Origin of the sequence: Bacteroides sp. 1001302B_160321_D4 (genome assembly GCF_015667765.1) — a bacterium.
Classification (GTDB): Bacteria; Bacteroidota; Bacteroidia; order Bacteroidales; family Bacteroidaceae; genus Bacteroides; species Bacteroides xylanisolvens.
Window position 1 is genome coordinate 1 of record NZ_JADPLO010000008.1, and the last position, 13,801, is coordinate 13,801.

10 protein-coding genes are annotated in these 13,801 nt (G+C 44.3%); 5 read left to right on the plus strand and 5 right to left on the minus strand.

All coding sequences use genetic code 11. The features are described from left to right. On the plus strand, positions 1–468 hold a 468-nt coding region (locus tag KFO40_RS04915; protein ID WP_211146141.1), incomplete at its 5' end, for a discoidin domain-containing protein. A 396-nt stretch (positions 469–864) separates the two neighbouring features. Here the strand turns inward: KFO40_RS04915 and KFO40_RS04920 are convergent. From KFO40_RS04920 to KFO40_RS04940, 5 genes are all read right to left on the minus strand, one after another. Continuing rightward, positions 865–1,311, minus strand: a complete 447-nt coding sequence (locus tag KFO40_RS04920) for a hypothetical protein (RefSeq protein WP_009039707.1) — start codon at positions 1,309–1,311, stop codon at positions 865–867. Between the two features lie 61 nt (positions 1,312–1,372). Next, positions 1,373–2,479, minus strand: a complete 1,107-nt coding sequence (locus tag KFO40_RS04925) for a DUF6340 family protein (RefSeq protein WP_004314052.1) — start codon at positions 2,477–2,479, stop codon at positions 1,373–1,375. A 234-nt stretch (positions 2,480–2,713) separates the two neighbouring features. Next, complete coding sequence (gene secA, locus KFO40_RS04930) at positions 2,714–6,031, minus strand: preprotein translocase subunit SecA (RefSeq protein WP_008020978.1); 3,318 nt, start codon at positions 6,029–6,031, stop codon at positions 2,714–2,716. A gap of 197 nt (positions 6,032–6,228) precedes the next feature. Further along, on the minus strand, positions 6,229–7,803 hold the full coding sequence (locus KFO40_RS04935; protein ID WP_015532487.1) for an alkaline phosphatase family protein: 1,575 nt from the start codon (positions 7,801–7,803) through the stop codon (positions 6,229–6,231). Continuing rightward, entirely contained in the window at positions 7,803–8,990 is a 1,188-nt protein-coding gene (locus tag KFO40_RS04940) for a DUF4105 domain-containing protein (protein WP_211146142.1), read from the minus strand. The genes KFO40_RS04935 and KFO40_RS04940 overlap by 1 nt, the downstream gene beginning before the upstream one ends. Before the next feature lie 654 nt (positions 8,991–9,644). Here KFO40_RS04940 and KFO40_RS04945 point away from each other — a divergent pair. From KFO40_RS04945 to lptC, 4 genes are all read left to right on the plus strand, one after another. Continuing rightward, on the plus strand, positions 9,645–10,433 hold the full coding sequence (locus tag KFO40_RS04945) for a type III pantothenate kinase (protein ID WP_008020984.1): 789 nt from the start codon (positions 9,645–9,647) through the stop codon (positions 10,431–10,433). Next, positions 10,420–11,697, plus strand: coding sequence for an OmpP1/FadL family transporter (locus KFO40_RS04950; protein ID WP_118194594.1), 1,278 nt, complete (start codon positions 10,420–10,422; stop codon positions 11,695–11,697). The genes KFO40_RS04945 and KFO40_RS04950 overlap by 14 nt, the downstream gene beginning before the upstream one ends. A 65-nt stretch (positions 11,698–11,762) precedes the next feature. Next, complete coding sequence (locus KFO40_RS04955) at positions 11,763–13,088, plus strand: hypothetical protein (protein ID WP_008017009.1); 1,326 nt, start codon at positions 11,763–11,765, stop codon at positions 13,086–13,088. Between the two features lie 43 nt (positions 13,089–13,131). Next, the gene (gene lptC, locus KFO40_RS04960; RefSeq protein WP_008645327.1) at positions 13,132–13,749 is read left to right on the plus strand and encodes an LPS export ABC transporter periplasmic protein LptC; all 618 of its coding nucleotides are present in this window, start codon (positions 13,132–13,134) and stop codon (positions 13,747–13,749) included. Positions 13,750–13,801 lie beyond the last annotated feature (52 nt).

Here is a 13,801-nt window from a genome sequence, read left to right on the forward strand (position 1 = left end):
CACCGCAAGGATGGAGAAAAACTGAAACTGGCAGGTGAGAAAGTAATACATGAAGGTGCTTTCACTCCGGGCAACGGCTGGCAGGAAGTACGATTTGCTGCTCCGGCAAAAGGACGTTATTTCTGTCTGGAAGCACTTTCTCCGCAAGCAAATGATAACATCGCAGCAGTGGCAGAGTTCGATGTTCTGGGAGCCGATGGCAAACCGGTATCTCGTGAGCATTGGAAAATTCGTTATGCCGATAGCGAAGAAACGCGTAGCGGCAACCGTACAGCCGACAAGATATTCGACTTGCAGGAATCTACTTTCTGGATGACTGTGGATAATGTTCCTTATCCTCATCAATTGGTGATTGACTTGAGTAAAGTGGAAATAGTGACCGGCTTCCGCTATCTGCCCCGTGCCGAAAAAGAATATCCGGGCATGATTAAAGAATATAGAATATTCATTAAAAAAGAGGATTTTTAATTTTCTAAGGTGTATATTTCTACATTTGCTTCTAGTCAAAGATTTACTAAAGGAGATTCTGACTATTGGAAAGTTTATTATAGCAGCAGAGAACTGTAAGCGATATCTTTGAACAGAAGAAGGTGGAGCTGGACGGGAAATCTGTTGAGTAGCCTAATTTCTACGGGATGGAGAAAGCATGGGCTGAAAAGAGTAAGACAAAGGCATTGAAAAACTAATTAAAAGATCAATGATATAGCCGGGTATGAAACGTTACTCGGCTATCTATAAAAAGAGTATCTATAAAAATAATCGGAAGCAACAGGAAATACCCTGTTTGCTTCCGATTCTCTTTATATAATGCTTTCGGATATTTATATTAATCCTGAACGAACTCTATCCTAAAAATGCTGTATTTTATTTTTCCAACAACTCTTTTAAGAACTCGTCCAATTCCTTATCCAACCCTTTCAGCAATTCATCGTTCACCAGGATCGTATCATCGTCCACCAGTAACAATTCCGCTATGGTCTCTTTCTCTTCATCCACCAGAACGAAAGAGTAAGGCTTCAGGATAGTCACCTTGTCGAAGTCTCCGGCATCTTTCATTCTGCAAAGAATGTTGCGTAGAGAAGGTTCCACACTTTCAAGGAAATCATCCCCTTCATACGTAGCCCATTCTTCGATCATGATGTTTGCCAGTTCTTCATCATCATCATTGTAAATATTAAGTTGTCCCGATGTCTGGTCCGGTTGGAGATGGATGTCGGTTACAACTGTTTGTTCACAGTTACATGTATATTTAGCGACTGCCTTTTGGATAGCCGATTCGATAATGGATAGTGATTGTTGGCTTAGTTTCATGGGTTCCTTCTTTTTATAAGTTCAAAGGTATAAAAAAAATAAGATTTGATACACAATTTCCTTAAAAATCATCATTAAATCGGCTCATTTGTAATTTTAACTTAGGTAATTGAGCGTTTCTCTCCTTCAATTCGGCTAAATACAAGGACGTAAGATAATAATTCGGCACATCGTCAATGCTGGCCTGAACACTATCTGTGATATTCTTTTTATCAATTTTCTTGGCTAGTTGCTGTGCCTTTTCCGCCCATTCTTCCGCTTTAGCGAGACTATCCTTCATTTCATAATAAACAGCTATGTTGAGAGCTGCCCGCATCTTCTTCTTTTGGTTCTTGGTACCTTCGAAAGCCTGGTTCCAAAGTTCGTATGCGTCGTCCCATGAATTTTCGCGTACATAGATGGCAGCATCACGCATGGGAACCGAGCCTCCGGTATACAGATACCGTGTTCCTTTTTTCCACATGGGGACGAGATATTTCACCGGAACTGTCCCTGCAAATACCGCCGCTTCCTCCAGCATTTGTTTGTCGCGAATCATACGGGTGGCAGCTTCTACGGCAGTACCTCCAAACTCTTCCCAAAAGATGCTGTCGTTAGGATGGAGCGTAGTCATCGGCCGGCTACGTTCGGGAAGATACACTTTCACCGTGGGATATACTTTTACGTCTACTGCTCCTTGAAAACAGTTGAACTCATTCAGAAAACGGACAGATTTAGTTGCTTTGAGTTGCAGATTTTCCAGTGCAATGATAAAATCCACTCCCAAACTAGAGGCTAACTGACGGACTTCCTCCTGGCTCAATGTACTTTCGCGGGCCAGTTTATCATTTGCCCGCAAAGCAGAGTCACAGATGACTACTTCTTCAAAGTAATTCTGATGTGCGATTTCTTCAGCCAGTGATTCGGTGGCAATCTTGGGATCTCCGTTGGCGTATGCCGTTGCACGACTTACCAGCGGTGTACCTTCTTTGATTTTTTCAGTCGTTGTTATTAGTTTGTTATCCGGGGTGTTGCTGGTGTTATTCACGATAGCTACTTTCCGGAGTTGCGGAGGAAAGCTCAAGTCGGCAGGTTGCAGATAATCAATGGAAATCTGTTCCAAACTCTGACAGCTGCCCAGTGTCAGCAGGAAGATAGTGACGAAAGCCAGTGAATAAGATTTTGCCATAGTTTTGTTCTATTTAGTAATTTGAACAAAAGTACAATTTTGGAGGAATAAAAGAAAGTCTCAAACAGTTTTTAACCGTTTGAGACTTTCTTTTGTGTATTGAAACTTGAGATTATACCTTAATGTTAAAAATTAAATAAGGCTTTTGAGCGAAGCTGATTCAAAAATGAGCTCAAAGAAATAGAAACTCCTACTAACTCAACTTTTAGCTCTCAACTCTCCCTTCTCAACTTCTTAAAGGTTTTTACCGTGACAGTTCTTATACTTCTTACCGCTTCCGCATGGGCAAGGATCGTTACGTCCTACAGTCTTTTCTGCACGGATGGGTTCACGTTTCTGCTGTTCACGAGTATCCTGGCTGGCAGCAGCCTGTTGGTTCGGATCACTCAAGTCCTGCTTGTTTTCGCGATACTTGCTCATATCCTGACGTTGTTCAGGAGCGGCCTGGCGCACTTCCACACGACGGGCAGCCTGTTCGTCCGGAGCTTCCTGTACAGGAATTTGTCCGCGCATCAAGATAGATATAGTCTGGTTGTTGATCTTGTTCACCATGGCGTCGAACAAAGTCACAGATTCCAGTTTATAAATCAACAGCGGGTCTTTCTGTTCGTAACTTGCGTTCTGTACGGAATGTTTCAGTTCGTCCAGTTCGCGGAGGTTTTCTTTCCATGCTTCGTCGATAACGTGGAGCAGGATTGATTTCTCGAACGATTTCACCACTTCTTTAGATTCCGATTCGTAAGCCGCTTTCAGGTTACAAGAGATATTGTACATCCGTTTACCGTCTGTAATAGGAATCAGGATGTTTTCGTACATGTGTCCCTGGTTTTCATATACCTGTTTGATAACCGGATTAGCGATCTGTGCCAGACGTTCAGTTTTGCGTTTGAAGTTATCCATCGCAATGTTGAAAGTCTTTTCGGCCAACTTTTCTTTCTTCTCGTTACGGAATTCTTCTTCAGTGAACGGAGTTTCCATCGCCAATGTCTGAAGCAGTTCCATTTGGCAGCCTTCATAATCATTGTTTTCGATAGCATTGGCACAACGGTCCCAAATCATGTTCACGATGTCCATACCGATACGTTCACCCATCAAAGCGTGGCGGCGTTTGGTGTAAACCACTGTACGCTGCTTGTTCATCACGTCGTCATATTCCAACAGACGTTTACGAATACCGAAGTTGTTTTCTTCCACCTTCTTCTGGGCACGTTCGATAGAATTGGAAATCATCTTGTGCTCGATCATTTCGCCTTCCTGGAAACCAAGTTTGTCCATTACGCTGGCGATACGGTCGGAGGAGAACAGACGCATCAAATCATCTTCCAGTGACACAAAGAATATAGAAGAACCCGGGTCACCCTGACGTCCTGCACGACCACGCAACTGGCGGTCTACACGACGGGATTCGTGACGTTCCGTACCGATAATTGCCAAACCGCCCGCAGCTTTCACTTCCGGACTTAACTTGATGTCGGTACCACGACCAGCCATATTGGTAGCGATGGTTACTGTTCCGCTCAAACCGGCAGTAGCAACGATGTCCGCTTCTTTCTGGTGCAGTTTGGCGTTCAATACCTTGTGCTCAATCTTACGCATGGTAAGCATTTTGCTCAACATCTCGGAGATTTCTACCGAGGTAGTACCCACCAATACCGGACGTCCTGCCTGAACCAATTTTTCGATTTCCTCGATAACAGCTTTATACTTTTCGCGTTTCGTCTTGTAAACGCGGTCGTTCATATCCTTTCTTGCAATCGGACGGTTGGTCGGGATCACGACTACGTCCAATTTGTAGATGTCCCAAAGTTCGCCTGCTTCCGTTTCAGCAGTACCGGTCATACCGGACAGTTTGTGATACATACGGAAGTAGTTCTGCAAAGTAATCGTTGCAAAGGTCTGCGTAGCAGCTTCCACTTTCACACGTTCCTTGGCTTCGATAGCCTGGTGCAATCCGTCAGAGTAGCGACGACCTTCCATGATACGGCCTGTCTGCTCGTCTACAATCTTCACCTGTCCGTCGATCACTACATATTCATCATCTTTCTCGAACATGGTGTAAGCCTTCAACAACTGGTTGATGGTGTGTACACGTTCCGATTTGATGGCATAGTTTGTCAGAAGTTCATCTTTCTTTTCAAGCAGTTGCTCGTTAGTCAGATGTTGGTTTTCCAGTTCCGAAAGTTGTCCGGCGATGTCCGGAAGAACGAACAATGTCGGGTCTTCAGAGTTACCGGTAATCAGGTCTACACCCTTGTCTGTCAGGTCTACACTATTCAGTTTCTCGTCGATTACGAAATACAGCGGATCAGTAACTTCATGCATGCGCTTGTTGTTCTGTTCCATGTAGATCTCTTCCGTTTTGAGCATACCTGCCTTGATACCCTGTTCACTAAGGAACTTAATCAAAGCCTTGTTTTTCGGCAATGCCTTGTGGCTGCGGTATAAAGCGAGGAATCCTTCTTCCACCTCTTTCTTATCGTTGGATGCGATCAGTTTCTTAGCTTCGGAGAGATATTTGGTAGCCAATACTTTCTGTGCTTCTACCAGACGTTCTACTAACGGACGGAGTTGCTCGAACAATTGGTCGTCGCCTTTTGGTACAGGACCGGAGATAATCAACGGAGTACGGGCGTCGTCAATCAATACCGAGTCGACCTCATCGACGATGGCATAGTTGTGCTGACGTTGTACAAGGTCTTTCGGGCTGATAGCCATGTTGTCGCGCAGGTAGTCGAAACCGAATTCGTTGTTCGTACCGAACGTGATGTCTGCCAGGTATGCCTGACGGCGTGCGTCGGAGTTCGGTTGATGGCGGTCGATACAATCCACGCTCAAACCGTGGAACATATAAAGAGGCCCCATCCATTCGGAGTCACGTTTGGCGAGGTAATCATTCACGGTAACCACGTGCACACCGTTTCCGGTCAGTGCGTTGAGGAATACCGGGAGGGTAGCCACCAATGTTTTACCTTCACCGGTTGCCATTTCCGCAATCTTACCTTTGTGCAGAACGACACCACCGAAGAGCTGTACATCGTAGTGAACCATGTTCCATACCGTATCGTTACCACCGGCTATCCAGTGATTCTGATAGATGGCCTTGTCGCCTTCGATGCGTACAAAATCTTTCGTTGCAGCCAGTTGGCGGTCAAAATCCGTAGCGGTAACAACGATTTCTTCATTTTCTGTGAAACGTTTGGCAGTAGCTTTCACGATAGAGAAAGCAACGGGCAGTACTTCGTCCAGTGCTTTTTCATATTTCTCCAGAATTTCTTTTTCTGTCTTATCGATTTGTGCGAAGACTTCTTCGCGGTCTTCCAGTTCCAGTGTCTCGATGCTTGCCTTCAACTCTTCCACTTTCGCACGTTCGGCGGTAGCCGATTCATGGATATATTTTTTGAGTTCTTCCGTTTTGGCACGGAGGGCGTCGTTGTCCAGTTTCTCAACCTCCGGGTAGGCAGCTTTGATCTTTTCCACCCAGGGCTTGATTTCTTTCATGTCTCGTGTGGATTTGTTTCCGAAAATCGAGCTTAAAAATTCATTAAATCCCATGTTATATTATTTAGTTTATTATTTATCTTTTTCTGCACCACAGATTTCACGGATTTACACAGATTTTTTCATATAGAACACGGATCTTTCTTTTTAATCTGTGTGAATCTGTGGGATTTGTGGCGAATAATCTCCGCAAAGTTACATTAAAATGCTGATTTATTTATGTTTTGCTCCCTGTTTTTGTGAGTAAATTTTTACCGTAGGTCGGTAATAGGAGCAGAAGTACAGGCATTGGGAGCCCGGATGCGCATGAAATGTGCCAGTGTGGGCGCAATATGTTCAATGGTTACAGGTGTCTGGATAATGGCCGGTTTTACGGAATGTCCCATGAAAATCAGCGGTGAAGGGATATAAGAATGACGTACCACTTTGTTTTCGCCGCCGTTCTCGTTGACGATGGTCCATCCGGGAAGGACGTCGATTACGAGGTCGCCCGAACGTTTGCGGTGGTAGCCGTTGCGTATTTTATGAATTTCCGGTGTCCATGAACCCAGCAACAGTCGGTTGGCTGAATATGCTTCGTTCACTCCGCTGAACTGCATCAGGAATTCTGCTGACTTTTGTTGGATCTCTGCCAGATTCAGTTCCTTCTTTTCCAGCAATTTATGATTCAGATAAATCTGCTGGTTGTGGTGAGCTTCCACATACTTTCCTTCGCCATACGTAGCCATCAGGTACATATTCAATAGGGCGGCACAACGGTTGAGATAAAACTCTCCGCCGGGAATCTTGTACAATCCCGAGTCAGCCGATTCGCTGTCCGTATATCCGGTGGAAGTGACGAAAATAAGCACGTTTTGTAGTCCTACTTTCTTGTCGAGCGCTTCGAGCAGGTTTTCGATGCTGCGGTCGAGACGCACGTAGGTGTCTTGTATTTCCATGGCACATTCCTGTACGGATTTATGTGCGTAGTTTCCTGCATAATAAGTGAGTGCCAATAAGTCAGTAATGTCATCCATGCCGATGGAGCTTTTGTTCAATGCTTCTTCGGCAAGTGCGTTCACTTCGTCATTCACAAAAGGGCTGGCGATGAAGCGTCTGTACTTATTGTTACGGTCGTCATCAAATTTATATTTGAAGAGTATATCCCGCCAATCTGGCAGAAAAGTGTACATGCCACGGGGGAATACCGGTTCCCATGTCATACCCGCAATACGGAAATCAATCGCCTGCCGGTCATTGTATTGGCTTGCCCACCACGGAAATTCTCCATAATAGGTCGTTCCGCTCCATTTTCCGGTGTTGGGATTGAGCCAGAAAGCACCGTTTCCGGCATGTCCGGCTGCGAAAAGCGCGGCGTCGCAATCGGGGGCGATGGCATATACGAGTCCTTTGCCTTGGGTCGCTATTTTAAGCTCGTCGGCAATGGTGGAAGTCAATAATTTGGTGGGTGCGGCCGTTTGGTCGGTGTAATATCCCATGAATGCCGTATCGTCCGTACTGTTGACGGGGCGAAGGGTAGAGGCGTCCATCCATCGTTGGGAGATGATTCCGTTCATGGAAGGCGTCGTGCCGCTGTAAATAGCTGCGATGGCAGAAGCGCGGTCTACGCCGCAGAAGGTATATTCGGCGTTATGGAACACTCTTCCCTCTTTCCAAAGACGTTTGAAGCCTTTCTCGCCGTAGAGTGACGAAAACGCTTCCAGATAGTCCGTACGCAGTTGGTCGATAGTCAGCCCTACCACTAATTTAGGGGCGGAAGGCAGTGACTGGGCTTGTAGCCCGGTGAAAGTCAGTACGGTGATGAGGGAAGTTAGTAGTCCTTTCATTATTTCTTTTTAGATGTCACAATCAGATTGCTTGCTGAACGTATCAGCAAAACGAGTGCCAAAGGTACAACAGCAAAGTCAAATCTTTGCGGAATTACAGGAAAAAGCACTATAAAAAGTGTTAAAACGACCAGATTCAAGGTCAAGTACCAGCATTTCTTCCCTTTTCGGACACAATATACGATGTAGGGAAGGAAAAGAAGTTGTCCCGGATGGAAAACCAATAACAGGAAATTGGAGCTGACTGCCGGGTGTTGGGAGAAGAGGGCGAGGAAGGCGAGGACGCATCCCACGATACCTGCCATGCCAAAAAGAACAAGGTCGATCCCCCATAATCCGGTTCTCCGGCGGATGCCATAGATTGTGGCGGCGGCTGTCAGTATAAATAAGAGTAACGAGCATTGGAGCGGAGTGGGCATCCAGCCGCTTTCATCCGGTTCGGGAGTGACGTCGATTATCAGTTCGTTGGCCTTGACAAGCGGACGGGAATAGGTATCTGTGGAAATCTGTGCGCCGTCGAAAGCATCCATCAGATAGAAGGGGGCAAACATCATTTGCCGTTGTGTGACGGGCTGGTCGGCTTCGCTTCCGATGCAGAGGTCGATGCCGAAACGCGCCCACGGATGTCCTTTGCAATATTGATGTACGATGTCGCGGAAAGTGCGCGAACCATCCTGCGGTTCCGTCGGATAAACCACCTTTCCTGCAATGCTTTCTTCTATCTTGTCCCGGGGACGGGTGGCGCAATTGTCGTAAAAGAAATTATAACGGTACACCCGGTTTTCCGGGCGGTAATTTTCTTGTAATAACTGGATTAGTTTTGTTTTCTCTTCATCAGTCAGGTTTAGTGTTTGCTGCCACACGCTGCGTCCGTAGAATGCGTATTCAGCCGCAAAATGCTCATAATCCGTCACTCCCAGTTGGTAGTCGGTTTCTCCGAGCGAGAAGCGGAAGATGAAGTTAGGAGTGTTGAAACTGAATAATCCGTAATTGAACACAACGTCAATCCCTTGTGACGGGTTTTCATAGCGGATGGCAGTGTGTCCGAACAGGGAATATATTTCTTCTCCGGGAGCGCAAGTCAACAAACTCAAGCGGATGGAGTCGTTGCTGTTGGCAGGTGCTTGTCCGGCGGACGGAAGCAGCAGGAAGAAGGAGAGGATTGTATATAAGAAAAAACGTTTCATTAGCAGGCTCGTTTTATTTTGGTGGCAAATATAGGAAGAATTGTTGGATTCGGGAAAACGGTGGTTCTGTTTTATCGGAATAGAGTCTCTATTTCATACAAACAGAGGCTCTATATGGCTTAAACAGAGTCTCTGTTTCCCTCAAATAGAGCCTCTATTTTGGGGCTAAAAAATCGAACAGCCAAACGAACACCCCCTGGAGGTGGCTCAACTGCTTGTCTGTCATGCGTTTGCAACGCTCGGAAAAAAAGTAGGCGAACCACCAACCGAACATATATAAATACTAAAATATAATAATCTATATAATATAGTTCGCTCAACACACTTTTTCTGTGTTTTGTGAATGAAAAAATGAAGATGATTCAGGAAATTTGCCTTTAGATGAGATAAAACGGAGCCTCTGTTTGGATGAAATAATGTTTCTGTTTGAACGGAAAATTGATTACAAAATAGCGGAACGCTTTGTGGAACGCTGTTTTTCTCTTGTAATCTATTGCTTATTAGCTGTTTATGATGTAATGAAAAAGGACTGCCGAACGCAAAGTGGAATACATAATAAACAATAAAAGATAATTGATCTATTTAAAAATAGATAGTTCGATATTTTTGTTTTGGGGGATTTCTAAAATGAAAAAAGAAGATAATTCCTCTTCTATGCTTCAACTTTTCTTTTTTTACTTTACCTTTGCGCCCGCTAAAGAACCAAAAGATTTGAATTTAATAATCGACATAGGAAATACAAAGGCAAAGATTGCTTTCTTCGACGGCGGAGAAATGGTGGATGTAGTAGCTGAATCCAATCAGTCTCTAGGTTGCTTGAAAGCTCTTTGTTCTCAATATCCGGTTGAACAGGGGATTGTGGCTACTGTCATTGATCTAAACGAAAAGGTTTTAGCTGATTTGGCCGCTTTGCCGTTTCCTTTGCTCTGGCTCAATCATCAGACTCCGCTTCCGGTTGTCAACCTGTACGAAACTCCCGAAACATTGGGATATGATCGTATGGCTGCCGTAGTGGGTGCTAATGAGCAGTTTCCTCATCGGGATATATTGGTGATTGATGCGGGAACTTGCATTACTTACGAGTTTATCGACTCAAAAGGCCAGTATCATGGCGGTAATATTTCTCCCGGTATGCAGATGCGTTTCAAGGCACTGCATCAGTTTACGGGACGTTTGCCTCTGGTAGACACCAACGGGCGCAAACTCCCGATGGGACGGGACACCGAAACGGCTATACGCGCCGGAGTGATGAAAGGGATGGAATACGAAATTTCAGGTTATATTGAGTCTATGAAGCATAAATATCCTGAACTTTTGGTTTTTTTAACGGGCGGAGATGATTTTTCTTTTGATAGCAGCGTAAAAAGTATCATCTTTGCAGATAGATTTTTAGTGTTGAAAGGATTAAATAGAATTTTAAACTATAATAATGGTAGGATTTAAACACACACTTTGTGCGCTTTTGCTCACGATGGTTACCGGAATGGCAATCGCTCAAAATAATACAAACTCTCCTTATACACGATATGGCTATGGCGACTTGTCCGATCAGAGTTTCGGGAATAGCAAGGCGATGGGGGGAATTGCTTTTGGACTTCGGGATGGAGCACAGATCAATCCGCTGAATCCTGCTTCGTATACAGCCATTGACTCGTTGACGTTTATTTTTGAAGGAGGCGTTAGTCTGCAAAATATGAATATTAGTGGCGGTGGTGTGAAACTGAACGCTAAAAACTCTAGCTTCGACTATCTGGCTATGCAATTTCGTTTGCATCCGAGGGTAGCGATGAGTATCGGTCTGTTGCCGTTCTCCAATGTGGGATATTCTGTATCGGAAAGCAATGAGGCTACAGAAACTTCACCGTATAGCACGAAAAGCCTTACTGGTGAGGGAGGTTTACATCAACTGTATGTTGGTGCGGGTGTAAAAGTCTTGAAAAACCTGTCTGTTGGTGTGAATGCTTCTTATTTTTGGGGAGATATAACCCGCTCGTTGACGCAGCTTTATCCGAATACCGCTTCTGCTTATTCTTACATTAGGCAGAATGCTGTGTCAGTGTCGGATTATAAACTGGATTTTGGATTGCAATATACGCAAGAATTTAACAAAAAACATTCAGCCACTATCGGAGCAGTATATTCTCCGAAGCATAAACTGAATAATGATTATACAGTAACGACGCAAGCTAGCTCAACTGTCAGTCAGGATTGGGATGCTACGCTTGAAGTGCCTAATACTTTTGGCGTCGGCTTTACATATAACTATGACAAACGTTTGACTGTCGGCCTGGATTATAGTTTGCAGCAGTGGTCAAAAGCTAAGTTTGGCGTAAATACATCGGATGGTGCTGTACGTGAAGATTTTGATGAAACATACACGTATTGCGACCGTCATAAAATATCAGTGGGTGCGGAATATATTCCCAATTTGATTGGACGTTCCTATTTATCCCACATCAAATATCGTTTGGGAGCTTATTATACGACTCCGTATTATAAGATTGGCGGTAAAGACGCAGCCCGCGAATATGGCGTAACAGCCGGTTTCGGTTTGCCTGTGCCTCGTTCCCGTTCCATCCTTAGCATCAGCGGACAGTTTGTTCGTGTAAGTGGACAGGAATCGACCTTTGTAAACGAAAATATCTTCCGCGTTAGCATCGGATTGACGTTCAACGAACGTTGGTTCTTCAAACGCAGAGTAGAGTAATTGAGATGAATGTAAGAAGAGAAAGAATAGACGACTATAATAATAACAACTAAAATTTAGATACAATGAAAATTAAAACGCTTGTGGCTATGTTGTTCCTTTCGGCAGGGGCAACCACTGTGGTAGCACAGGATGCGACTAACTGTAACTCGAACAGTAGTATCTCGCATGAAGCTGTGCGTGCAGGTAACTTTAAAGATGCGTATACTCCTTGGAAAGCTGTGTTGGAAAACTGCCCGACGCTTCGTTTCTATACTTTTACTGACGGATATAAAATTCTGAAAGGCTTGATGGGACAAATCAAGGATAGGAATAATCCGGAATATCAGAAATATTTTGATGAACTGATGAATACGCATGATTTGCGTATCAAATACACAGATGAGTTCTTGGCTAAAGGTACAAAAGTGTCTTCTGCTGATGAAGCTCTGGGTATCAAAGCAGTAGATTACATCGCTTTCGCTCCGAAAATTGATGTTAATCAGGCTTATCAATGGTTGAGCCAGTCGGTAAATGCAGTAAAAGCTGAATCTGCTGCCGCTACTATCTTCTATTTCCTGCAAATGTCTTTGGATAAACTGAAAACAGATCCTAACCATAAGGAACAATTCATTCAGGATTATCTGGCTGCTTCTGAATATGCTGATGCTGCTATTGCTGCTGAAACGAACGAAGCAAAGAAGAAAAACTTGCAAGGTATCAAAGATAATCTGGTTGCTTTGTTTGTAAACAGCGGAACAGCTGATTGCGAATCACTGCAAAACATCTATGGACCGAAAGTAGAAGCTAACCAAACAGACCTGGCTTACTTGAAGAAAGTAATCGACATCATGAAAATGATGAGATGTACGGAAAGCGAAGCTTATCAACAGGCTGCTTTCTATGTGTACAAGATAGAACCTAGTGCAGATGCCGCTACCGGATGTGCTTACCAAGCATTTAAGAAAGGTGACATCGACGGTGCTGTCAAATTCTTCGACGAAGCTATTGGATTGGAAACTGACAACGTGAAGAAAGCTGAAAAAGCATACGCTGCCGCAGCAGTATTGGCTTCTGCTAAAAAACTGTCTCAAGCAAGAGCATATTGCCAGAAAGCTATCGGGTTCAACGAAAACTATGGTGCTCCATATATCCTGATTGCCAATCTGTATGCAATGAGCCCTAACTGGAGCGACGAGTCAGCTTTGAACAAGTGTACTTACTTTGCAGTAATCGACAAACTGCAACGTGCAAAACAAGTAGATCCGAGCGTAGCTGAAGAAGCTAATAGCTTGATCGGTAGATATTCTGGTCATACTCCACAAGCTAAAGACCTGTTTATGTTAGGTTACAAGCAAGGCGACCGCATCACTATCGGCGGTTGGATAGGAGAGACTACAACGATTAGATAACCGTATGTTGCGAAAACGAAGAAACCGTTTGTTGCATAAAAGCATGAGCATAACAATCACCTTCGGGGTGGTTGTTATGCTTCTTTTATTATCTTCCTGTGGCGGAAAACAGAAAGCTATGGGAGAGGCTATCACAGAACGTGATTCTCTTCCGGTGATGACCACATTGGGAGTTACTACCCTTATTTCCGATTCCGGAGTGACACGTTATAGGGTGAACACGGAAGAGTGGATGATGTACGACCGTAAAAAGCCTTCGTATTGGGCGTTTGAAAAAGGTGTGTATATGGAGCAGTTCGACTCTATCTTTAATGTAGAAGCCAGTATTAAAGCAGATACTGCCTATTATTATGACAAAGAAAGGCTTTGGAAGCTGATAGGGAATGTGGATATACAGAACCGCAAAGGAGAGCGTTTTAATACCGAACTGCTCTACTGGAATGAGGCCACTCAAAAAGTGTATTCCGACAAGTTTATACGTATCCAGCAACCGGACAGAATTATCACAGGACACGGCTTCGACTCGAACCAGCAAATGACTATATATACCATTCGTAATATTGAAGGTATTTTCTATGTGGACGAGGAAGCGAGTAGCGGTCCGCCCCAACCGGAAACAAAAGCACTGCCGGATTCAGTGAATAAAGATACTGCGAAATAGGCGAAGTCATATCATTGTACCGTACCTCGTAAATCGTCTGATCGTAAATCAA

Bases quoted from the DNA above. Each gene is read 5' to 3' on its own strand.
- KFO40_RS04940 (WP_211146142.1), bottom strand. From the start codon at position 8,990: ATGAAACGTTTTTTCTTATATACAATCCTCTCCTTCTTCCTGCTGCTT.
- lptC (WP_008645327.1), top strand. From the start codon at position 13,132: ATGAGCATAACAATCACCTTCGGGGTGGTTGTTATGCTTCTTTTATTA.
- KFO40_RS04925 (WP_004314052.1), bottom strand. From the start codon at position 2,479: ATGGCAAAATCTTATTCACTGGCTTTCGTCACTATCTTCCTGCTGACA.
- KFO40_RS04945 (WP_008020984.1), top strand. From the start codon at position 9,645: ATGCTTCAACTTTTCTTTTTTTACTTTACCTTTGCGCCCGCTAAAGAA.
- KFO40_RS04955 (WP_008017009.1), top strand. From the start codon at position 11,763: ATGAAAATTAAAACGCTTGTGGCTATGTTGTTCCTTTCGGCAGGGGCA.
- KFO40_RS04935 (WP_015532487.1), bottom strand. From the start codon at position 7,803: ATGAAAGGACTACTAACTTCCCTCATCACCGTACTGACTTTCACCGGG.
- KFO40_RS04920 (WP_009039707.1), bottom strand. From the start codon at position 1,311: ATGAAACTAAGCCAACAATCACTATCCATTATCGAATCGGCTATCCAA.
- KFO40_RS04950 (WP_118194594.1), top strand. From the start codon at position 10,420: ATGGTAGGATTTAAACACACACTTTGTGCGCTTTTGCTCACGATGGTT.
- secA (WP_008020978.1), bottom strand. From the start codon at position 6,031: ATGGGATTTAATGAATTTTTAAGCTCGATTTTCGGAAACAAATCCACA.